Below are 21,378 nucleotides of genomic sequence, written 5' to 3' on the forward strand. Positions count from 1 at the left end.
AATTAGGCAAATATCATCGAGCTGAGTTTGCGACGACCGTTCAGAACGATCGGGTCATTGGGCTTGAGCGCGTCAAAGATCGTGAAAAGCTGAGTCTTGGCGGCCCCGTCATCCCACTCACGATCCCGGCGAAACAATTCCAGCAATTGCGCTACGGCTTCTTCCACTTCGCCGTTCGCGTGCAATGCCTGCGCCAGATCAAACCGGGCCTGATGATTATTGGGATCAGCATCAACGGCAGCTGTCAGATCCGCCACCGGACCCGCATCAGCCGCTTGCTTGGCAAGCTGCAATTGCGCATGCGCAGCCTCGACCTCGGCCGAGTTGGATATTTCGGCCGGTGCACCGTTCAGGATCGCCTCGGCATGCTCCAGATCGCCAATGGCGATATGTGCCCGCACCAGCCCGCCATATGCTGCCGCGTGGTTCGGGTCTTCGCCAAGAATAGCGGCAAAAGTCTGCGCAGCATCTGCCGCTGCGCCGTCGCTCAGCATTTCTTCGGCGGCTACTACGGCGTCATCCAACTGGCCGCCCGGGCTTTCCCCACCTGACGCCTCGATCACGCGGTCCACGAAAGCCTTGATCTCGGACCCCGGCAGCGCGCCCTGAAAACCGTCCACAGGTTGCCCTTTAAAAAACGCATAGACCGTTGGAATCGACTGGATGCGCATTTGCGAGGCGATCATCTGTGCCTCGTCCACGTTGATCTTGACCATCTTCACCGCGCCTTTGGCGGCGGTAACAGCGTCTTCCAGCATCGGGCCCAGCGTCTTGCACGGGCCGCACCAGGGTGCCCAGAAGTCAACAATAACAGGCGTTTCCTGCGAGGCTTCGATCACATCGACCATGAAAGTGGCCTCGGTCCCGTCCTTGATCAGATCGGTGGCTGGGGCGGTTGCGCCGTTCAGGATGTCCATGGCAATCACTCTTTCGTTCGAACTTGCGCCCTATATGCAATCGCTTGTCGCAGAAACCAAGGGCAGAGTTTCAGTTCAAATGTCGAAAGTCGCAAAGACCGGCGCATGATCGCTGGGCTTTTCCCACCCACGCGCATCCCGCAGAATGCGACTGGAATGGCCTGCGTTCGAAATATCGGGCGTGGCCCAGACATGATCCAGCCGCCGACCCTTGTCTGCCGCATCCCAGTCGCGGGCCCGGTAGGACCACCAGCTAAAAAGCTGCCCTTCGGGAATATCCTGCCGGGTGATATCGACCCAACCCCCTGCGTCCTGGGTCTCGGCCAGGTGTTCCACTTCAATCGGAGTGTGCGAGACGATCTTGAGCAATTGTTTGTGCGACCAGACGTCATCTTCGCGCGGGGCAATGTTCAGATCGCCGACGAGGATGGATTCTTCCGGCTTTTCTGTGTGGAACCAATCGCGCATGTCCGTCAGATAGTCGAGCTTTTGGCCAAATTTCTCATTCACTTCACGATCAGGCACATCACCGCCAGCGGGGACATAGAAGTTGTGGATCGTGACACCATTCTCCAATCGCCCGGCTATGTGGCGCGCGTGGCCGAGATCTGCGAAATCCTTGTCGCCCACCTCCTCAATCGGCAAGCGGGACAGGATCGCGACGCCATTATATCCTTTCTGGCCACGGGCAATCATGTGGGTATAGCCCAGTGCCGAGAACCCTTCGGTCGGGATCTTTTCAACCGGTGACTTGCATTCCTGCAAACACAGGACGTCGGGGGCTTCTTCCTGCAACAGTTTCAGCACAATCGGCTCGCGCAGGCGGACCGAGTTAATGTTCCAGGTGGCAAGGGTGAAGGGCATGGCGAGGATTCCTCTGTCGCGATTTGGCGAAGGTTAACGCGGTGGGGGATGGGGTACCATCAGAAAAGAAAATCTAGGACGGGTGGCTTTCATTTTGGGGGGCATCATCGCAAATCTCGTACCAGTCCGGCTTTTCCGAAACAAATTCGTGAAACTGAACATTCTGCTCTAACCCGGTATCCAGTGCATTTGCTGCAATTGGAAAACTGTCTGCTTCTGAAATGATTTCACCCAAAGATGTCCCACAATTCCCGCAGAAACACCTGCCGTATTTGTAGGGCGGATCAGGCCGGTGCAGCGTTACATTTTCCCTTCCCCGAACCCACACCAAGTCTTCTTTTTTGACAAATACGACTGTGCTGGCCCCGGCTTTTCTGCATCTTGAGCAATGGCAGGTTCCCATCACGGATGGTTGAGACTTCAGGTTAAACTTCACCGCCCCGCACAAACAGCTTCCTTCGATCATCACGCGCTCCTCCAACCCTTCGCAAGAAATAGAACATTACAGGAACAAAATGGGTTTCGCAACGCCTGTGACGGTATAGGCGGCGCATGATCTCGCCCTTCAGAAAAGAAAAAAGCCGGGCCATTCGGCCCGGCAGTCCAACAGGGAGGTGCATGTCATAACCCGGACATGCGCGGGTTGGGAGTAACCTAATTATGAGTACAGGGTATCACTTTGATCCAAGTCAATCCACACCCAGTTAAGACACCAGCCTATATCCACCGGATTCTGTGACCAAAAGGCGCGCATTTGACGGATCGGGCTCAATCTTCTGTCGCAGGCGGTAGATGTGGGTTTCCAGCGTATGCGTTGTAACACCTGCATTATATCCCCAAACTTCGTGAAGCAGCACGTCCCGCGCCACCACGCCGTCGGTCGAGCGGTACAGGAATTTGAGGATGTTGGTTTCCTTCTCGGTCAGGCGGATTTTTCTGTCCTCTTCCGTGATCAGCATCTTCATCGCCGGTTTGAACGTATAGGGACCAAGTACAAATACTGCGTCCTCCGATTGTTCGTGCTGGCGAAGCTGCGCACGGATACGTGCCAGAAGTACCGGGAATTTGAATGGTTTCGAAACATAGTCATTCGCGCCAGCATCAAGGCCCAGGATCGTATCGGCATCGCTGTCATGACCGGTCAGCATCAGGATCGGGCTTTTGACACCCTGTTTGCGCATGAGGCGGCACAGTTCGCGCCCGTCGGTATCCGGCAGACCCACATCAAGAATGACCAGGTCATAGATCGCTTCGCGCGCGCGCTCCATGGCAGAGTGACCATCTGACGCCTCGAACACGTCAAAGTCTTCGGTCATGACAAGTTGCTCGCTGAGCGCCTCACGTAGATCCTCGTCATCGTCCACCAGCAGGATTTTCTTGAGTTGAGCCATTTCCCGGTCCTCCAAACGCTTTTCCATCACTTGCGTGTGGAATATGCAATCAACAAGATTTGCTGCAACCGTTTCACGCCTTCGTGTCAGAGTTCGCGGAATTGTTTCACATTTCCTTTCGAAAGAGCTAGGAGAAAGATTGAGCGTTATAGGGTAACATTGATGAGTCTCATCCCCGATATCACGGAACTTCTGGCCCGGGCCCGGGCAGATCTGCGCATGGGCGTTCCCGTTGCGCTGACTGATGACAGCGGCTTCAGCGTGCTTGCGGTTTCTGCCGAAACCCTCAGCCCGCAGCGTTTGGCCGACCTGAAAAAACTAGGAAATCCGGTGGTGGCCATAACAGGGCGGCGTGCTGAAACCCTGAAAGCGCGGGTATACGACGGGGATCTGGCACGGGTATCGATCCCGGCGGATGCAGATATCGCATGGGTACAGGCGGTTGCCGATCCTTCCGACGATCTGAACGCGCCCATGAAGGGCCCGTTGATGACCGAGCGTCACGGCAATGCCAATCTGCACCGTATCGCAATTGCATTGGCCAAATCCGCGCGCATCCTTCCCGCTGTGGTCGTGGTACCTGTCGAGGACGGCAGGGAATTTGCGGCGTCCCACGGTCTGACATGCATTGATCACACGCGCGCCACGCCTCATCTGGCGGATCGCAGCACTTTGCACGAAGTCGTCGCGGCCCGCCTTCCGATGGAGGTGTCCGAAGCCGGTCGGTTACACGTGTTCCGCCCGGAAGACGGCGGTGAAGAACACTACGCCGTCGAGATCGGACGTCCGGACCGCGATAAGCCTGTGCTGGCCCGATTGCATTCTGCCTGTTTCACCGGCGATCTGATGGGAAGCCTGAAATGTGACTGCGGCCCGCAACTGCGCGGCGCCCTGGAGCAGATGGGGGCAGAAGGTGCAGGCGTTCTTTTGTATCTGAATCAGGAAGGGCGCGGTATAGGTCTGGCCAACAAGATGCGCGCCTATTTCCTTCAGGATCAAGGTTTTGACACCGTTGAGGCGAACCACAGGCTGGGTTTTGAGGACGATGAGCGCGATTTTAGGCTTGGGTCGGACATATTGAAGTCGCTGGGTTTCAACTCAGTCCGCTTGCTGACCAACAACCCGGCCAAGATCGCCATGATGGAGCGAACAGGTATCGCAGTAACCGAGCGTGTCCCTCTGAAAGTTGGCGAAACCTCTCACAACCGGGGATACCTGGCAACCAAGGCCAAGAAGTCAGGCCATCTGCTTTGACCCCAGGCGATCTTGTTCTGACCCCGCGCGGCATCCGGTTTCTTGGCAGGGTGTTCCCCTGTTCCGTGGGCAAAGGCGGGTTGAGCAACGCAAAACGCGAAGGTGATGGGGCGACCCCCACCGGATATCATCGAATTGTTGGGATGCTATACCGGGCAGACCGATTGGCCGCCCCCAGCAAATGGGCCTGTGCCATTGGCCCACGGGACTTGTGGTCTGACGACGTGTCTGAAAGCAGATACAACCACATGGTCAGCGCACCCTATGCATTCAGCCACGAAAGGCTGCACCGCGCCGACCCATTATATGATCTGATTTTGTTGACCGACTGGAACTGGCCAGACGCCGTTCCGGGCAGAGGGTCAGCGATATTTCTGCACCAATGGCGCAGACCCGGCTATCCAACAGAAGGCTGCGTTGCATTTCGTCGGGACCATCTACACTGGATATCACAGCGCATTGCCCCCGGAACAAGGTTGATTATTCCCGAGGTTTAATTCGTTCGCCAAAGATAGCTGAGCCAACGCGCACATGTGTCGCGCCAAGGGCGATGGCCTGTTCGAAATCGTCACTCATCCCCATAGACAATCCGTCAAGCCCGTTGCGCGCTGCGATTTTTGCCAACAGCGCAAAGTGCAGAGCAGGCTCTTCATCGACCGGAGGAATGCACATCAATCCACGCACGGGCAGATCCAATGACCTGCACTCGGCTATGAAACCATCCGCGCCCGCAGGAAGGATACCGGCCTTTTGGTCTTCCTCACCAGTGTTGACCTGAATGAACAGATCCGGACAGGTTCCCATTTCCTGTGCCAAACGTGCCAGTGTCTTGGCCAGTTTGGGTCGATCTACCGAATGGATCGCATCGCACAGTTCCATTGCGTGACGGGCCTTGTTGGTCTGCAACGGACCAATGAGGTGCAGATCAATACCCTCGAACTGTTCTTTGAACGCGGGCCACTTGCTTGCTGCTTCCTGCACGCGATTCTCGCCAAAACATCTGTGCCCCTGCTCAAGAACCTCCTGCACCCTTTCATTCGGCTGCACTTTGGACACGGCAATCAGTTTGACCGAACCTGCAGGTCGGTCCGACCTGGCTTCGGCTTTGGCAATACGTGCGGCGATGTCTTGCAACGACATGGGACCCTCATCCTGTTTTGGAGCAGGAAAACACCAAGTCGGCGCAAAAGAAAAGGGCGAGTCCGAAGACCCGCCCTTAAACCTTGCGGTTCAGATCAGCTTAGAAGTTGAACTGAGCACCGAAGTCAGCAACCAGCGTCGAGTCTGTGCAGCTGTCACAGTCGTTGACACCGATACCACCGCGCAGCGATGCACCGCCGCCCAGGTCGTAGATCGCACCAACAGCAACCTGCTGGGTATCAGCAGACGCGTTACCGTCACCGTAGGTGAACAGCAGGGTGGTTGCGGCACCCAGGTTGTAGGCAGCCGAAAGACCCCATGCGGTACCGTCTGTCGAAGCAACTTGAGTTGCGTCGTCTGCAACAAACAGAGTACCCGAGAAGTCACCCCATTCGCCACCCAGGGTCAGAACGGTCAGGCTCGGATCGCTACCAACATTACCCGGAAGGTCGGTTTGGCCGTAGGCCAGAGCGGCTGTGATGTTGTTGAAGGTGTAGGTTGCGCTGATGTCCCAACGGTCAGCATCAACAGGTGCACCGTTCAGAGCTACAGTCGCTTGGTCGTACGATGCGCCAAACGAGAAGTCACCAACCGAGTACTGGAAGAACACGGCGTTCGAACCCGAACCGGTCGACGAGTAACCCAGGAAGCTGTAGTTAACGCCCGAGTACTGACCTGCGAACAGTTCCAGACCTACTTCGTTGCCGTAGTAGTTTGCCAGGTTGTCGAAGGCACCTGCAACGTTACCGGCGTCAACACGCAGGCCACCGTAGATGACCGAGAAACGTGCGCCGTTCAGACCGGCAGAGTTTGCTTCACCGTTGCCGCTGTTTTCGTCAGCTTGCAGACGAACACGGCCTTCGAAACGAACGCCACCGTCGGTTTCTGCAATGCCGTCGATGTTCAGACGGAAGCGCGAAACCAGGATCGCGTCGTCAGTTTGAACAACAGCAGTACCAGTTGTCGTTGTGGTACCTGTGGTTACGAAGTTTGTAACGGTACCGCTACGATCTTCAACGTAGCCAATACCAAAGCGGCCATAACCGCTGAAGTTAACTTCAGCTGCTGCAACGCCTGCGGTCGCAATCAGCGCCGTCGATGCGAAGAGAACTTTTTTCATCTTGTTTCCCTCGGTTTCAAAAGAGTTATCTACTCGACACATGCCTCGGCATATGTCTCAGCACGGACACCGTTTCGCTCTTTTTGCCCCCTTTGCGCAAGCTTGGCATAAAGGCGGGAGCGTCATTGAGGTCAAATTGGTGCAAGGATGCCACAGTCAGTTTTCGCCCTGATGCAGCTGATACACTTACATTTCAGAAGAATGGACTTGTTGCAGCGGGGGTCCTTGGCTAGGAGTATCCCCTGAATACTGTAGAACAAGTGAAACAGGACCTGTTTACAATGCGCCTGCCGATGATTTTGGGAATGATCCTGCTGACCGCCGCTCTTTCGGCATGTGGGCAGAATCGAAACACTTCGACAACGTACTCCCCCAACCTCGCTGGCGGCAATTCGGACGAACAGGAGCTGAATGATCCCGAGCGGACAACAATCTGGGACATTTTCGACCGCAGTACCGCCGAACAGACCACAAACGTAAACCGGTATCTGTGGGCGGCTTCTCTGGATGTGCTGAGTTTCCTGCCTGTGCAAGAGGTTGATCCGTTTACCGGTGTAATCGTAACGGGTTACGGCACACCTCCGGGCGGCGGCCGATCCTACCGGGCAACTGTTCACATCAGCGATCCGGCGCTTGCCGCGCGCTCTTTGTCGGTTGCGCTGCAATCGAGTGGGGGAGCTCCGGTAAGTGCAGCAACTTCCCGCGCAGTCGAGGATGCGATTCTGTCGCGTGCCCGGCAGCTACGCATAGCGGACAACAAGTTCTAGCAACCCGCCGAAAATCACAATATTACCACGCCGGGTTCCTACCCGGCGTTTTCATTCACGAAGGACCGCACAATGTCGCGCTACTCGGCCACCGAAATCGAAGCAAAATGGCAGGAGGCCTGGGACAAGGCCGGGATCTTCACCGCCAACCACAAGGCGGACAAGCCAAAATACTATGTGCTTGAGATGTTTCCTTACCCGTCTGGCAGAATCCATATGGGGCATGTGCGCAACTATACGATGGGTGACGTCATCGCGCGGCACAAGCTGGCAACGGGCCATAACGTGCTGCACCCGATGGGCTGGGATGCATTCGGGATGCCTGCGGAAAATGCCGCGATGGCTATCGGGGGTCATCCGAAGGACTGGACCTACAGCAACATCGCCGACATGCGCGATCAGATGAAACCACTTGGCCTGTCAATCGACTGGTCACGTGAGTTCGCGACCTGCGACCCCGAGTATTACGGCCAACAACAGGCGTTGTTCCTCGATATGCTGGATGCCGGGCTGGTTTATCGCAAAAACGCTGTGGTGAACTGGGACCCGGTCGACATGACCGTTCTGGCCAACGAGCAGGTTGAAAATGGTCGTGGCTGGCGTTCGGGCGCACTGGTAGAGCGGCGCGAGCTGACCCAGTGGTTCTTCAAGATTTCGGATTATTCCGAAGAGTTGCTCGACGCGCTGGATACTCTGGACAACTGGCCCGCCAAAGTGCGCCTGATGCAGGAGAACTGGATCGGCAAATCCCGTGGTCTGCAATTCGGCTTTGAACGCACTGACGGCGGCGATCCGATCACCGTCTATACAACCCGCCCTGATACGCTGCTGGGCGCATCTTTCGTTGGCATCTCGCCCGATCACCCGATCGCAAAACAGCTTGAAGCCGAAAACCCCGAAGTGGCTGAATTCGTGGCCGAATGCCGCAAAGGCGGCACCACGGAAGAAGCCATAGAAACCGCAGAAAAGCTGGGTTTTGACACAGGCATCAAGGTCAAGCATCCGCTGGACCCGAGCTGGGAACTTCCGGTCTGGATCGCCAATTTCATCCTGATGGATTACGGCACTGGCGCAATCTTTGCCTGCCCTGCGCATGACCAGCGCGATCTCGACTTTTGCCGCAAATACGGTCTGCCTGTGGTCGACACATTCTTTGCACTGGATGACGGCACGCCGGTCGACAAAATTGCATTCGTCCCGCCGAAAACCGAGAAGGTTCGCTGGGTGAATCATTTTGCAGGTTTGACCGAGGCGACAGGCGAGGAAGCCATCAACGCCACCGTCGATTTTGCTGAAAAAGCCGGTTGGGGCGAGGGTGTCACCAAATACCGTTTGCGGGACTGGGGACTCAGCCGCCAGCGCTATTGGGGGTGTCCGATTCCCGTCGTGCATTGCGAAAGCTGCGGTGTGGTGCCCGAGAAGAAAGAAAACCTGCCGGTCCGCCTGCCCGACGATGTGACATTCGACAAACCCGGCAACCCGCTGGACCGCCACCCGACCTGGCGCGATTGTTCCTGCCCCTCCTGCGGTGCTCCGGCCAAGCGCGAGACCGACACAATGGACACGTTCGTCGATTCGTCGTGGTATTTCGCGCGCTTTACCGCTCCGCGTGCGAAAACACCCACCGATCTGGCTGAGGCCGAGTATTGGATGAATGTCGACCAGTATATCGGCGGCATTGAACACGCGATTCTGCACCTGCTTTATTCCCGGTTCTTTGCGCGGGCGATGAACCTTACCGGCCACTTGCCCAAAAAGGCTATCGAGCCGTTCGATGCGCTGTTCACGCAAGGCATGGTGACGCATGAGATTTACCAGACGCGCGACGCCAACGGCCGGCCGGTTTATCACCTGCCCGAGGATGTGACCGACGGCAAACTGGCCGATGGTACTGAGGTCGAAATTATCCCTTCGGCCAAGATGTCGAAGTCCAAGAAAAACGTGGTCGATCCAGTTAGCATCATTTCAGCCTTTGGGGCCGATACGGCCCGTTGGTTCGTGCTGTCCGATTCGCCACCCGAGCGGGACGTGGAATGGACGGCGGCAGGGGCTGAAGCCGCCTATAAGCATTTGAATCGCGTTTGGAACCTGTGTGACAGGATCGGTGCCATGGAGGCCAATGCAGCGGGCGAAGGCGATGAGGACCTGTTGCGCGAGATGCATAAAACCATCCGTGACGTGACATTGGGTGTTGAAAGCTTTGGCTTCAACGCCGCCATCGCCAAGCTTTATGCTTTCACTAACACGCTGGCAAAATCCAAGGCCGGTGCGGCGGCTCAGAAACAAGCGATCAAAACACTGGCCCAGTTGATGTCACCAATGACGCCACATCTGGCGGAAGATATCTGGGCGCATCAGGGCGGTGAGGGCCTTGTGGCCGTCGCCCCGTGGCCCGTCGCGGATGAGGCGATGCTGGTTGATGACACTATCACCCTGCCCATCCAGATCAACGGCAAGCGTCGCGCGGAAATCAGCGTTCCGAAAGATATGGACAAAGCCGAGGTTGAAAATATCGCGCTCAGCACCGAAGCTGTCCAAAAGGCGCTGGATGGCAACGCGCCGAAGAAAGTTATCGTTGTTCCGGGCCGGATCGTGAATGTCGTTGTTTGATCGCAGAACATTGCTTGTGATGCCGCTGGCGCTGGCTGCCTGCGGCTTTCAACCGGTTTATGCTCCGGGCGGGTCGGGTTCTGCCTTGTTTGGTCGGGTGGCGGTGTCCGCGCCAAATACCGTCGAAAGCTATCTTCTGGTTCAGAACCTTGAACAGCAACTGGGCCGCAGCGCGGGCGCTGTCAGCGATTACACTCTGGATGTTCAGGTCTCGACCGAAATCCGCGGCGCGGCCATAACCACGACGAACGAGACAACGCGGTACACGATTGATGGACGGGCGCAATACGCTTTGAAATCCAACGAAACCGGGCAAGTCGCGGCGTCCGGCACCGTAACCGATTTTGTGGGCTATTCTGCTTCGGGTTCCACCGTGTCGACGCTGGCTGACGAACGCGATGCGAAAGAACGCCTGATGGTGATCCTGTCCGGGCATATCGTGAACCGCCTGTTTTCAACGCCGGGCTTGTCCGAATGAAGTTGAGCCCGCGCGAGGCCGACGGGTACTTCGCCAAGCCGGATGCGGACAAGACGGGGCTGCTGATCTATGGTGCGGATGCCATGCGGGTGGCGCTTAAGCGGCAACAGGTTCTGGCCGCACTGCTTGGTCCCGGCGCGGAAGAGGAAATGCGCCTGACCCGCCTGCCGGGTGGTGACTTGCGCGGCGATCCGGCGTCGCTGCTGGACGCGGTCAAGGCGGTTGGGTTTTTCCCCGGCCCGCGCGCGGTGTTTGTGGAAGACGCCACCGAAACCGCCTCGCCTGCGATTCTGGCCGCGCTTGAAGATTGGACCCCCGGCGACGCTCAGATCATCGTGACGGCTGGTCAGCTGAAACCAAACTCGAAAATCCGCAAAGCGTTCGAGGGGCATCCCGCGGCCTATGCGATAGGTATTTATGACGACCCGCCATCGCGCGCAGAGGTCGAACGGGTTCTGGCCGAAGCACATCTGAAAAACACCCCCCGCGATGTCATGTCTGCCATCAGCGAACTGGCCAACAGTCTCAGCCCCGGTGACTTCACCCAAACCGTTGAAAAACTGTCGCTTTACAAGCGTGGTGACAACTCTGAGCTGACAATGGAAGACCTCGAAGCCTGCGCCCCGCGTTCGACCGAGGCGGCGCTTGACGACGTGCTGAACGTGGTTGCCGAAGGCCGCGCCGGAGAGATCGGGCCGCTGATCCGGCGATTGCAGGCACAAGGCACCAACGGGGTAACTCTGTGCATTGGGGCGACCCGGCATTTCCGCACACTTTATGCCTGCGCCTCGGATCCGGGTGGTGCGGCGCAGGGTATCGGTAAGTTGCGCCCGCCGGTTTACGGCAAACGCCGTGACCGTATTCTGCGTCAGGCACAGGGCTGGGGGGCGCCCAAGTTGCAAACAGCGCTGACCGTTCTGACAGACACCGACCTGTCCCTGCGATCCGCCGGACAAACAGCCCCCTCAATGGCTCTGGTTGAGCGTGCTATGATTCGTCTGGCGATGCTTGCGCGGTCGCGCTGAGTTATCTGTCCTGATCCAGCCAATCGGCAGCAGCCCGACCGGCCCAGCGACCCGTGGCAAGACAGGCAGTCAAAAGATACCCCCCGGTTGGCGCTTCCCAGTCCATCATCTCACCCGCGCAGAACACGCCCGGCATGGACCTCAGCATCAGACCGTCATCCAACGCGGATCGTTTCACGCCGCCTGCCGTCGAAATAGCCTCATCCATCGGTCGCAGCCCCGCGTGCAGGATTGGCAGTTTCTTGAGGACCGCCACGTCGCCCGGCAGCGGCAAGTGACTGCGTTTTGCCATCTCGTGAAACACGGCAATCTTCTGCGGTGACAGATTCAACGACTTTCTCAACCATTGCGAAAACGTGGTTTTCGACTTTTTGGAAGACCATCGCGCCTGCAAGGACTGCTGGTCCAGATCAGGCACCAGATCGACATAAAGTGGCTGCCCTTTGCGCAAGGCAGGGGTGAGAGTGTAAAGCCCTCCTCCCTCCAGCCCGGTTGCCGAGATCGCAGCCTCGCCGCGGCTTTCCAGGCCACCGGCCATCCACCGAACCGATTTCAGCGCTGCCCCGAAATGTGGCTGCATATGAGGGCTCCAGTCCACAGACAGGGCTGAATTCGCAGGTTCAAACGGTGCCAGATCCACGCCCCTGCCGGACAGGATTTGCGCCCAATGACCATCCGATCCAAGGCGGGCCCAGCTTGCCCCGCCCAGTGCCAGCACGGTTACAGCGGCGGTTAGGTTTTGTGGCCCGTCCGGGGTGGCGAATACCAGCGCATCAGCTTCCCAACCTTTCCATCGCCAACGGGTTTTGATCTCAACCCCTGCTGCGTCCAGTCGCGCAAGCCATGCGCGCAACAAGGGCGACGCCTTCATGGCCTCGGGAAAAACCCGCCCGGTAGAGCCCGTGAATAATGTCTGGCCCAATCCACGCGCCCAGTGCTGCACGGCTTGCGCATCAAAGGCGGTGATCATCGGGCGCAACCAGTCCACCGCATTGTCATAAGACCGCATCAGTGTCTCAGGCGGTTCGTCCTTTGTCAGGTTCAGCCCCGATTTACCTGCCATCAGAAATTTGCGCGCAACCGAAGGTTTGGCTTCGGCAACCAGTACGGAATGCCCAGCCTCGGCCAGTTGCTCGGCCGCCATCAACCCTGCGGGGCCTGCTCCGATCACCACTGCCTGCACCATTCGCACCCTCTTGCCTTCGCCATCCATCGGCGCAAGTTTCAAACCATTATGACGAACAACGATCCGATCTGCCCGCTCTGCGACCGCCCAATCCCCAGCGGGGGTGGCAGCCTGCATCATCTGATCCCAAAACTCAAAGGAGGCAAGGGCGGACCTACCGTCCTTCTGCACCAGATTTGCCACAAAGAAGTGCATGCCACTCTGACCGAGGCCGAACTTGCGCGCAGTTACAACACGGTCGCAGCCTTGCGCGCGCATCCCAGGCTTGAGAAATTCCTGATCTGGGTGCGTAAACGGCCCCCCGGGTTTCGGTCGAAAGTTCCGGGCAAGCGACGCAACAGGTGATCAGCCCGGCAGGACCGGATCGCCAAAGGCGTCTTTCAAAGGTGCGGCCAACCCTTCGACTTCTATTCCCCGGTAATCCGGTACAGGCGCAAACTCTGCGCCCACAAGATGCTGGAATTCCAATGTCGTATACGGTCGCTTCCACAACCATTCGCGATTCTCGATGGCCCACAAATCGGGGTTTGGAGGGGTTTCGTCGGCAAAGGCATAGAAATGCAGATCAAAGCCATGGGGGGCCACCTCCTGCATCGACAGCAAGGACATGCCTTGCGCGCGCCAAAACGCGTCCTCACCCGCAATATCACCGGTTCGAAGGGTTATCTGACCGATCCGGGCCTGCGCAAACGGAGCATCCGGATCTGCAACCTGCGCCGGTTTGTTACCTTCGAAATCATGTTGCAGCAATTCGATGACAAACCCTTCGGGATCAGCCAGATGGCACATATACCCGATATCCAGAAACTGGCTCGGCGTGCTTACCGCAGTACCCAGCGCGCGCAGGTGCGCTGCCGCAAGATCGACATCAGGGACGGTTATTCCGATTTTCCAATATCTTTGGCCTCGGTCATGGGTGTATCCGCCACCACCCGGCAACAGCAGAAGGTCCGCATCTTCCGAGTTGTAGCCGACGCGGCAACCTGACCCCTGCCGATCAACCCGCATACCCAGAACGTCGCGATAGAATACGGCCAGTCTTTCCGGATCAGCGACCCGCAACCGAATGGCCGAAATCCTCATGAACACATCCTTGCGATGTCCGCGGCGATAACGGGGTCAGCGTTCACGCTATCTGTCACAAGCTCATGCGCGGTTTGCATCAGGTGATCGGGTTCGACAATCCGATCAACCAGACCGAAGTCATAAGCCTCTTGCGCGGTAATCTTCTGACCCGCCATCAGGATCAGCTTGGTTCTGGCCGGGCCCACCAAAGCCACCAGCCGTTTCGGATCGGAAGGTTGCGGCAGAAACCCCAGCTTCATCACCGGATAGAAGAACTTGGCTGTTGGCACCGCAATGCGAAGGTCACAGGCCAAAGCCATGCCATTGGCCCCACCAGCCAAAGTTCCGTTCAGCGCAGCAATGGTAAGACAGGGCAATGCGGCGATGGCACCGGACAGTCTTTCCCAGACGTCAGAGGTGGCCAGACCGGCGCGCGCCTCGTCCAGATCGGCCCCCGCGCTGAACACTTTGCCCGCGCCCGTCAGGATCAGCGCCCGCGCGCTGGTTGCAGCCTCGGCAATCCCGACCAGTTCACCCAGCATCGCTCCGGTCAGGGCGTTTGCCTTTTCGGGATTGTTGATCGTAACAACCCACAGGCCATCCTCTTTCGTCAGGTCAATCATATCAACCCGACCCTTTTTCGGATGTCTTCCAGGCGCAGCGAGATTTCAGTTCCCAAATACTCATCCGCGTCCTTGGAACACATCCACAACAGGGCACGTGCTGGCCAGTCTGCGGGAATATGCGCGTCCCAGTCCAGTTGACTGACCGGATTGATGCCGCTTGCCTTGATGGACCGCTGCATATCCGTGGCAACCGTCCCCGGCGACAGCCCCATGGCGCGAATACCGTGTTGGGCTTCTTCCAGATGCAGGCATTCCGTCAACATTTTTGCCCCGGCCTTTGACGCGCAATAATGGCTCCACGCCTCAACCGGGTTGGACGCCGCGCCGGACGAAACGGTCAGAATGCTTCCACCCCCGGCGGCCCGCATCACAGGCAATGCCGCACGCATCCCATAGAAAACACCTTTGAGGTTGATGTCGATGGCTTTGCTCCAGGCCTCAGGGTCGGCGTTGGAAAGATGAAAGATCGGATCGATCACACCGGCATTGCCAACCAGAACATCCAACCTGCCGAACCGATCCACACATGTGGCCACAGCCTGCTCGACCTGCACGAAATCGCTGACATCGCAGGCCAGCGCGATGGCCTGATCACCCAGTTCAGCGGCCAAGGCATCAATCTGATCGCGGTTGCGGGCCACCAATGCGACATTGGCGCCGGCTGCGGCAAAAACGCGCCCCGCTTCGGCCCCGATGCCACGGCTGGCCCCAGTTATCAGAACTGTTTTCCCCTGCATTTGCCTCTCCTCACGTATTGTTGTTGATCCCGGCCACAGCCGTAACGCGGAAACGGGGAAATGGTCCAGCCCTTGCCCCCTTGACGATAGGTGCCACAACCCCGACCATGCGCCGCAAATTGATCAAGAAGGGTTACCTTATGTCCGTTTTCCTCCGCCGCAGCTGCGGTGCTGTTCTGGCTTATGCCGTTGCGACCCAGGGCGCGTTCGCCGACCTTACTGCAAATGATGTTTGGTCCGACTGGCAGAGCTATTTCACATCAATGGGCTACACCGTTACAGGAGACGAAAGCATTGCCGGTGACGTCACCACAATTTCGAACATGACACTTTCTTTGACCTTTCCGGAAGAAGACGGGCAGTTCCAGATGGTCATGCCGGAAATGACGCTGACCGAAAATGGTGACGGAACCGTTACAATCGGATTGCCCGAAAGCTTTCCCATGGACGTCACGGGGAAAGCCGATGATGAAGAGTTTGCAGCCAAAGTGATTTATTCGCACAGCCAGCTGAACATGGTCGTTTCGGGCACACCCGGAGACATGACCTATGACTACACCGCTGACAAACTGGGCATTGCACTGGACACGATCGAAGTTGATGGAGAACCGCTGCCGAACGAGGTATTCAGCATCGCGGTCGAAGCAGGTGATCTGGCCGGTCGGTCGCGGATGCAAATCGGGGAACACCGAAACATCACCCAGTCATTCAACAGCGAAACACTGACCTATGACCTGAACTTTCAGGATCCGGAAAGTGGTGAAAGCGGGCTGATCAATGGTCAGCTGGGCCAGCTGGCCTTTGAAGGCGAAAACGTGATCCCGCTGGATTTTGACATGTCTGATCCGCAGGCGTTTTATCAAGCGGGTTTTGCCTTTGATGGCATCTTTACCTATGCATCCGGCAGCACCGATCTGAGCGGGACCAGCGAAGGCCAGGCGTTCTCGATGAACAGCACCTCGGAAGGTGGGCGCTTTGCCGCCAGCATCGACGCCGAGCGCATCGCCTATGACATCGCGCAGAACAGCACCAAACTGGCGGTGACAACGGCAGACCTGCCATTCCCGATCGAGTTGTCCATGGCCAGTGCAGGGTTGAATTTCGAATTCCCGATCCAGCAATCGGACGAAATTCAGCCCTTCGCCTTTGGCCTCAACATGACTGATTTCACCATGTCTGATGTCCTGTGGGGCATTTTTGACCCGGCAGGCGCGCTGCCCCGCGATCCGGCGACAATTGCGCTGGACACGACCGGCACGGCAAAAGTTCTGATGAATATCTTCGATCCGGAAATCGACGTCGAGTCGGACGAAGCTCCGGGTGAGCTGCACTCGCTGAAAATCAGCCAGCTTCTGGTTTCGTTGGTTGGCGCTAAACTGACCGGCGATGGCGATTTTGCCTTCGACAATTCTAACACAGAAGAGTTTGGCGGAATGCCCAGCCCAAGCGGCGTGGCGAACCTGAAACTTGTTGGCGCCAATCAGCTGATCGATACGCTGATCGGCATGGGCCTCATTTCGGACGACGATGCGCTGGGCGCGCGGATGATGATGGGTCTGATGGCTGTCCCCGGCGATGAGCCTGACACCCTGAACTCGACCATCGAATTCACCGAAGACGGCCAGATTTTGGCGAATGGCCAGCGTATCAAGTAATACCCACCTGAAAGGGCCGCGCAGCGCGGCCCTTTCCATTCCTGTGCACCTTGTGCCAGATCCGGTAACGGCATGGATTTATCACGATCCACACAGCACAATCCGGTCACAGGTCTTGCGGGGCGGGCGGTGCAAGGCTAGGTCCTTGGCAATCAACCCGGAGACCTCATGACCCGCTCACCAGAAGAAATCAGCCAACAATTGCTCGATGTTGCTCGCCGGGCAGGCGCAGAAGCGGCAGATGCCATCGTTCTCGAAGGGTCCTCGGTCTCGGTCGATGTGCGAGGTGGCGCGCTGGAACACGCGGAACGCTCGGAAGGCGCTGATCTGGGTTTGCGTGTGTTTCTGGGTAAACGCTCAGCCATTGTGTCCAGCTCTGACAGCCGCCCGGAAACCCTTGCGGCGATGGCCGAACGCGCTGTGGCCATGGCAAAAGAGGCGCCCGAGGACCCCTATTCCGGGCTGGCCGACAAAGGCCAACTGGCCAGTGACTGGGATATTCGGTCACTGGAATTGCTGGACACCGCCCCGCCCCCGTCGGCAGAAAGCCTGATGCAGGATGCGCTGGCCGCCGAGGCCGCAGCACTGACGGTAAAAGGCGTCACGCAGGTGTCGGATGCGGCTGCAAGCTACGGAACGCACCGGGTGCATCTGGCGGCTACAAACGGGTTTTCCGGTGGGTATGAGCGCAGCAGCCGATCCATCTCATGCGTTGCGATCTCGGGTGAAGGCACCGGGATGGAGCGCGACTATGACGGTGACAGCCGGACGTTTCAATCCGACCTGCGCGACGCGGCTGAGATTGGACGCACCGCAGGGGAACGCGCTGTGCAACAGGTTGGCGCGCGCAAACCGGCGACCGGCAGTTTCCCGGTGTTGTTTGATGAACGTATCTCGTCTTCGCTGATCGGGCATTTGCTGGCCGCCAGCAATGGGGCCGCGATTGCGCGGGGCGCGTCCTGGCTGAAGGATTGCATGGGGCAAGAGGTGCTGCCCGCGCATCTGTCATTGATCGAAGATCCGCACCGACCGCGTATCTCTGGCTCGCGCCCATTTGATGCCGAAGGTCTGCCAACGCAGCGCCGGGTGATCGTGGAAAACGGTGTCCTGACGGGGTGGACGCTGGATCTGTCGAGTGGCCGCAAGCTGGGCATGGTCTCCACAGGCAACGCTGCGCGCGGCGTGTCCGGCCCACCCTCGCCCAGCAACTGGAACCTGAGTCTGACGCAAGGGACCCGCAGTCGCGAAGATCTGTTGCGCGATATGGGCACCGGTTTGCTGGTCACGTCCATGATCGGATCGACGATCAACCCCAATACGGGCGACTATTCCCGTGGTGCATCAGGTTTTTGGGTCGAAAACGGTGTGATCACGCATCCTGTCAACGAATGCACCATCGCAGGAAATTTGCGTGATATGCTGCGGCGGATCATTCCCGCCAATGATGCGCGCCCATATTTGTCGCGCGTGGTTCCGTCGCTGTTGATCGAAGGAATGACACTTGCCGGCAACTGATCTGCCCCTTCTGATTGAGGCGGCACTGGAGGCCGGCAAGATCGCTACACGCTATTCCGGGACGCAAGCACAGCGTTGGGACAAACCTGATGGCGCCGGTCCGGTGACCGAGGCCGATCTGGCCGTCAACGCGATGCTGGAAGAAAAACTGTGCGCTGCGCGGCCGGGCTATGGCTGGCTCAGCGAGGAATCCGAGGATTCGCCCGAGCGGCTGAACCGCAGCTACGCCTTTATCGTCGATCCGATTGACGGCACCCGCAGCTTTACAGAAGGCGCGCGCACCTGGGCGCATTCGCTGGCTGTTGCGGTGGATGGCATTGTGACTGCCGCTGTAATCTACCTGCCGATGCGCGACTTGCTTTATGCTGCGGCGCAAGGTCAGGGCGCCACTCTCAATGGGGAAAAGATCACGACGTCGAAAACGCCTGAGCTACTGCAATCTCAGGTTCTGGCCGCCAAACCAAATCTGGATGCACAGCACTGGCGCAATCAGAATGTTCCAGCCTTCCACCGCGCATATCGACCCTCGCTTGCCTATCGCATGGCGCTGGTCGCGCAGGGGCGGTTCGATGCCATGCTGACCCTTCGCCCCAGCTGGGAATGGGATATTGCCGCTGGCGATCTGATCATCCGAGAGGCGGGCGGCGTCTGTTCAGACCGTTTGGGTCAACCGCTGAAATTCAACAATGCCCACCCCAGGCTGAATGGCGTCGTCGCCGCCAGCACTGCGATCCACGCGCAACTGGCAGCTCAGCTGGACCCGATCGGGCCGGGAATCGGCGCATGAGCAAACCGCGCTCATTAAGCCTTGCCGCTTATCGGGTGCTGTCCTGGAGAATGCGGAACGGTGTTGGTGTAAAAACCGACCTGCCACGCCCCGAAGGCGAAATCGTGTGGATGCACGTCGCCACGCCTGACCGCCTGCGGGCGGTAAGTGATTTTTGCCGCCGGTTGCTTCAGTCCCGATCCGAGCTGCACTTTCTACTGACCGCCCCGCCGGACGCGGATCTGTCTGCCTGGCCGGAATGCAATTTTCCCCTGATCAACCTGCCTCAGGAGCAAAGCGGGGCCGCGCGTGACTTTATCGAATACTGGCGCCCAAGTATCGGGATTTGGGTCGGCGGTGATCTGATGCCCAACATCATAACCCGAGCCGATGAACAGGCCGTACCCTTGGTGTTATTTGACGCCCAGTTTACCGTTGCACTGTCCCGGAACGCGCGCTGGCTGCCAGACATAACCAGAGTGACCTTTAGTTGTTTTCGCAAGATACTGACTGCAAATTCTGAAACCGCCCGACACATCCGGAGACTTGGCGTCCCGTTTTCAACAGTCGAAGATTCGCCGCCTTTGCGCATCAGCCCAAACCCCAGACCTTGGCCAGAAGACGAACTGATCGAAACCAACCATACGCTTGCAGGGCGACCCGTTTGGCTGGCTGCCTGGGTGCAGGACAAAGAGTTCATTTCGGTTCTGACAGCACATCGTCAGGCATTGCGCCTTTTGCACCGGTTGGTTTTGGTACTTCACGTCGCCGACGTTCACGAGGCTGCTCCCCTAAGACGGCGGCTGGAGACGATGGATTTACGCTGTGTCAACTGGGACGATGGTGACTTGATCGAAGACAGCACGCAGGTCGTTCTGACTGCAGACCCCGAAAATCTGGGGTTGTGGCACCGCGTGTCGGCAGTGACGTTCATGGCCAGTTCAATGGAACGCGGCGCAGGCGGTCAGGACCCGTCCGACGCAATCGCGCTGGGGTCTGCCATAATTTCTGGACCATTCGTGCATCGCTATCACGAGCTTTACGTCCACCTTCAACAAGCAGGCGCAGCCAAGGAGGTCAAGTCAGCAACCGAGTTGGGCGATGCAGTCGTACAGCTTCTGGCACCAGACCGCGCCGCTGACATGGCTTTGGCTGGATGGCAGATAATCACCGAAGGTGCGCCGCAGGCAGACACCCTCATCGAAATGGTGCAGGATATTCTGGACCAGCGGAGCGCAGATCATGCGGGCACCTGATTTCTGGAACACTCCTCCGGACCAGCCGGATCTGAGGGCGCGGCTGCTGGCCCCGCTGGGCCGCCTATATGCCGCGGCGACAGCCCGCAGGATTGCCTCGAAATCAGGGGAAAATCCCGGTGTGCCCGTGATCTGCATCGGCAATCTCAATGCAGGCGGAACCGGGAAAACGCCCACCGTGATCTGGACTCTCGAACAGCTGGTTAATGCCTGGCACAAGCCGCATGTCGTGACACGAGGCCATGGCGGGTCACTGGAAGGCCCGGTGCAGGTCGATCCGGGCAGGCACACCGCCGCCGAGGTGGGGGACGAGCCGCTGTTGCTGGCGATGTTTGCCGAGGTCTGGGTCGCCAAGGATCGGGCGGCGGGCGCGCGTGCAGCGGCCGCAGCGGGGGCAACGGTGATCGTTTTGGATGATGGCTTTCAGAACCCTTCGGTCGCCAAGGATTTCTCGATTATCGTTGTGGACGCCCAGCGCGGATTTGGAAACGGCTTATGCCTGCCAGCCGGTCCGTTGCGAGAGCCCGTCGATATCGGCCTGAAACGGGCCGATCTTGTACTATCCCTGGGGGAAGAGGCGGCGCAAAAGGTATTTGCCGACACCTGGAAACGCCGGTTGACCGTTCCCCACGTCACCGGGGCGGTCGAACCTCTGCAAACCGGTATGGATTGGTCAGAAACACGTGCGTTGGCGTTTGCAGGCATCGGCTATCCCGAAAAGTTCTTCCAAACCCTGCGGCGGCTGGGTGTAGATCTGGTACGCGCCGAGGCGTTGGACGATCACCAGCCGTTGACACAGGCCCTGATGACCCGACTGGAAAATGATGCGCGTTCACTTGGCGCTCAGATGGTCACCACCGAAAAAGATGCCGTTCGCCTGCCGCCCGCTTTCCGAAGCAAAGTGATCACTTTGCCGGTTCGGCTTCAGATTTCAGACGCCGACAGGGTCAGGGACATGCTTTTGAAAGCCGCCCCTTCACCAAAGTAAACCAGGCTGGCCCCGGCG

22 protein-coding genes are annotated in these 21,378 nt (G+C 58.2%); 12 read left to right on the top strand and 10 right to left on the bottom strand.

The genetic code is table 11. The features are described from left to right. Positions 1 to 2 precede the first annotated feature (2 nt). The 4 genes from trxA to I9182_RS11605 all read right to left on the bottom strand — a co-directional run bounded on the left by trxA (position 3) and on the right by I9182_RS11605 (position 3,172). On the bottom strand, positions 3 to 917 hold the full coding sequence (trxA, locus tag I9182_RS11590) for a thioredoxin (RefSeq protein WP_209598345.1): 915 nt from the start codon (positions 915 to 917) through the stop codon (positions 3 to 5). A 75-nt stretch (positions 918 to 992) separates the two neighbouring features. Beyond that, positions 993 to 1,781 carry an exodeoxyribonuclease III gene (locus tag I9182_RS11595; RefSeq protein WP_209598346.1) on the bottom strand — a complete coding sequence of 263 codons (789 nt, stop codon included), beginning with the start codon at positions 1,779 to 1,781 and terminating at the stop codon, positions 993 to 995. Between the two features lie 73 nt (positions 1,782 to 1,854). Further along, positions 1,855 to 2,247 (bottom strand): GFA family protein, encoded by a 393-nt coding sequence (locus I9182_RS11600; RefSeq protein ID WP_209598347.1) that lies wholly within the window; start codon positions 2,245 to 2,247, stop codon positions 1,855 to 1,857. Positions 2,248 to 2,485: 238 nt separating this feature from the next. Further along, the gene (locus I9182_RS11605) at positions 2,486 to 3,172 is read right to left on the bottom strand and encodes a response regulator transcription factor (protein ID WP_171724917.1); all 687 of its coding nucleotides are present in this window, start codon (positions 3,170 to 3,172) and stop codon (positions 2,486 to 2,488) included. Between the two features lie 162 nt (positions 3,173 to 3,334). Between I9182_RS11605 and ribA the strand changes: the two genes are divergently transcribed. Both ribA and I9182_RS11615 read left to right on the top strand, forming a co-directional pair. Continuing rightward, positions 3,335 to 4,426 (top strand): GTP cyclohydrolase II, encoded by a 1,092-nt coding sequence (ribA, locus tag I9182_RS11610; protein WP_209504978.1) that lies wholly within the window; start codon positions 3,335 to 3,337, stop codon positions 4,424 to 4,426. Continuing rightward, positions 4,423 to 4,923 (top strand): L,D-transpeptidase family protein, encoded by a 501-nt coding sequence (locus I9182_RS11615; RefSeq protein ID WP_209504979.1) that lies wholly within the window; start codon positions 4,423 to 4,425, stop codon positions 4,921 to 4,923. Before ribA ends, I9182_RS11615 begins: the two co-directional genes overlap by 4 nt. On the opposite strand, the gene I9182_RS11620 is transcribed toward I9182_RS11615, so the two are convergent. After that, positions 4,907 to 5,566, bottom strand: coding sequence for a YggS family pyridoxal phosphate-dependent enzyme (locus I9182_RS11620; RefSeq protein WP_209598348.1), 660 nt, complete (start codon positions 5,564 to 5,566; stop codon positions 4,907 to 4,909). The two genes, I9182_RS11615 and I9182_RS11620, sit on opposite strands and share 17 nt — an antisense overlap. Before the next feature lie 100 nt (positions 5,567 to 5,666). Then, complete coding sequence (locus I9182_RS11625; protein ID WP_209598349.1) at positions 5,667 to 6,686, bottom strand: porin; 1,020 nt, start codon at positions 6,684 to 6,686, stop codon at positions 5,667 to 5,669. A 281-nt stretch (positions 6,687 to 6,967) separates the two neighbouring features. Here I9182_RS11625 and I9182_RS11630 point away from each other — a divergent pair, with 281 nt between their 5' ends. The 4 genes from I9182_RS11630 (at position 6,968) to holA (ending at position 11,566) form a co-directional block, all read left to right on the top strand. Next, on the top strand, positions 6,968 to 7,453 hold the full coding sequence (locus I9182_RS11630; protein WP_209598531.1) for a DUF3576 domain-containing protein: 486 nt from the start codon (positions 6,968 to 6,970) through the stop codon (positions 7,451 to 7,453). Positions 7,454 to 7,525: 72 nt separating this feature from the next. After that, on the top strand, positions 7,526 to 10,063 hold the full coding sequence (gene leuS, locus I9182_RS11635) for a leucine--tRNA ligase (protein WP_209598350.1): 2,538 nt from the start codon (positions 7,526 to 7,528) through the stop codon (positions 10,061 to 10,063). Further along, the gene (gene lptE / locus I9182_RS11640) at positions 10,050 to 10,541 is read left to right on the top strand and encodes an LPS assembly lipoprotein LptE (protein ID WP_209598351.1); all 492 of its coding nucleotides are present in this window, start codon (positions 10,050 to 10,052) and stop codon (positions 10,539 to 10,541) included. The genes leuS and lptE overlap by 14 nt, the downstream gene beginning before the upstream one ends. Beyond that, positions 10,538 to 11,566: a DNA polymerase III subunit delta gene (gene holA / locus I9182_RS11645; RefSeq protein WP_209598352.1), complete on the top strand. Its 1,029-nt coding sequence runs from the start codon at positions 10,538 to 10,540 to the stop codon at positions 11,564 to 11,566. The genes lptE and holA overlap by 4 nt, the downstream gene beginning before the upstream one ends. A 1-nt stretch (position 11,567) precedes the next feature. On the opposite strand, the gene I9182_RS11650 is transcribed toward holA, so the two are convergent. Then, entirely contained in the window at positions 11,568 to 12,752 is a 1,185-nt protein-coding gene (locus I9182_RS11650; protein WP_209598353.1) for a TIGR03862 family flavoprotein, read from the bottom strand. Between the two features lie 48 nt (positions 12,753 to 12,800). Here I9182_RS11650 and I9182_RS11655 point away from each other — a divergent pair, with 48 nt between their 5' ends. Next, entirely contained in the window at positions 12,801 to 13,097 is a 297-nt protein-coding gene (locus tag I9182_RS11655) for an HNH endonuclease (protein ID WP_209598354.1), read from the top strand. On the opposite strand, the gene I9182_RS11660 is transcribed toward I9182_RS11655, so the two are convergent. Genes I9182_RS11660 through I9182_RS11670 form a run of 3 tightly spaced genes read right to left on the bottom strand, consistent with a single transcriptional unit; the run spans position 13,098 to position 15,180 of the window. Then, entirely contained in the window at positions 13,098 to 13,835 is a 738-nt protein-coding gene (locus I9182_RS11660; RefSeq protein WP_209598355.1) for a VOC family protein, read from the bottom strand. After that, positions 13,832 to 14,440 (bottom strand): enoyl-CoA hydratase/isomerase family protein, encoded by a 609-nt coding sequence (locus I9182_RS11665; protein ID WP_209598356.1) that lies wholly within the window; start codon positions 14,438 to 14,440, stop codon positions 13,832 to 13,834. Before I9182_RS11665 ends, I9182_RS11660 begins: the two co-directional genes overlap by 4 nt. After that, entirely contained in the window at positions 14,437 to 15,180 is a 744-nt protein-coding gene (locus I9182_RS11670; RefSeq protein WP_209598357.1) for an SDR family oxidoreductase, read from the bottom strand. Before I9182_RS11670 ends, I9182_RS11665 begins: the two co-directional genes overlap by 4 nt. A 140-nt stretch (positions 15,181 to 15,320) precedes the next feature. On the opposite strand from I9182_RS11670, the gene I9182_RS11675 reads away from it, so the two are divergent. The 5 genes from I9182_RS11675 (at position 15,321) to lpxK (ending at position 21,360) form a co-directional block, all read left to right on the top strand. Then, positions 15,321 to 16,835 (top strand): DUF2125 domain-containing protein, encoded by a 1,515-nt coding sequence (locus I9182_RS11675; RefSeq protein WP_209598358.1) that lies wholly within the window; start codon positions 15,321 to 15,323, stop codon positions 16,833 to 16,835. Between the two features lie 168 nt (positions 16,836 to 17,003). After that, positions 17,004 to 18,350 carry a TldD/PmbA family protein gene (locus tag I9182_RS11680; RefSeq protein ID WP_209598359.1) on the top strand — a complete coding sequence of 449 codons (1,347 nt, stop codon included), beginning with the start codon at positions 17,004 to 17,006 and terminating at the stop codon, positions 18,348 to 18,350. Next, positions 18,337 to 19,137 (top strand): 3'(2'),5'-bisphosphate nucleotidase CysQ, encoded by an 801-nt coding sequence (locus I9182_RS11685; protein ID WP_209598360.1) that lies wholly within the window; start codon positions 18,337 to 18,339, stop codon positions 19,135 to 19,137. The genes I9182_RS11680 and I9182_RS11685 overlap by 14 nt, the downstream gene beginning before the upstream one ends. After that, a complete protein-coding gene (locus I9182_RS11690) occupies positions 19,134 to 20,372 on the top strand; it encodes a glycosyltransferase N-terminal domain-containing protein (RefSeq protein ID WP_209598361.1) in 1,239 nt (412 codons plus the stop codon). The genes I9182_RS11685 and I9182_RS11690 overlap by 4 nt, the downstream gene beginning before the upstream one ends. After that, positions 20,359 to 21,360, top strand: a complete 1,002-nt coding sequence (lpxK, locus tag I9182_RS11695; protein ID WP_209598362.1) for a tetraacyldisaccharide 4'-kinase — start codon at positions 20,359 to 20,361, stop codon at positions 21,358 to 21,360. The genes I9182_RS11690 and lpxK overlap by 14 nt, the downstream gene beginning before the upstream one ends. Positions 21,361 to 21,378: the final 18 nt, after the last annotated feature.

It is taken from the genome of Ruegeria sp. HKCCSP351 (genome assembly GCF_017872535.1).
Taxonomy (GTDB): domain Bacteria; phylum Pseudomonadota; class Alphaproteobacteria; order Rhodobacterales; family Rhodobacteraceae; genus Ruegeria.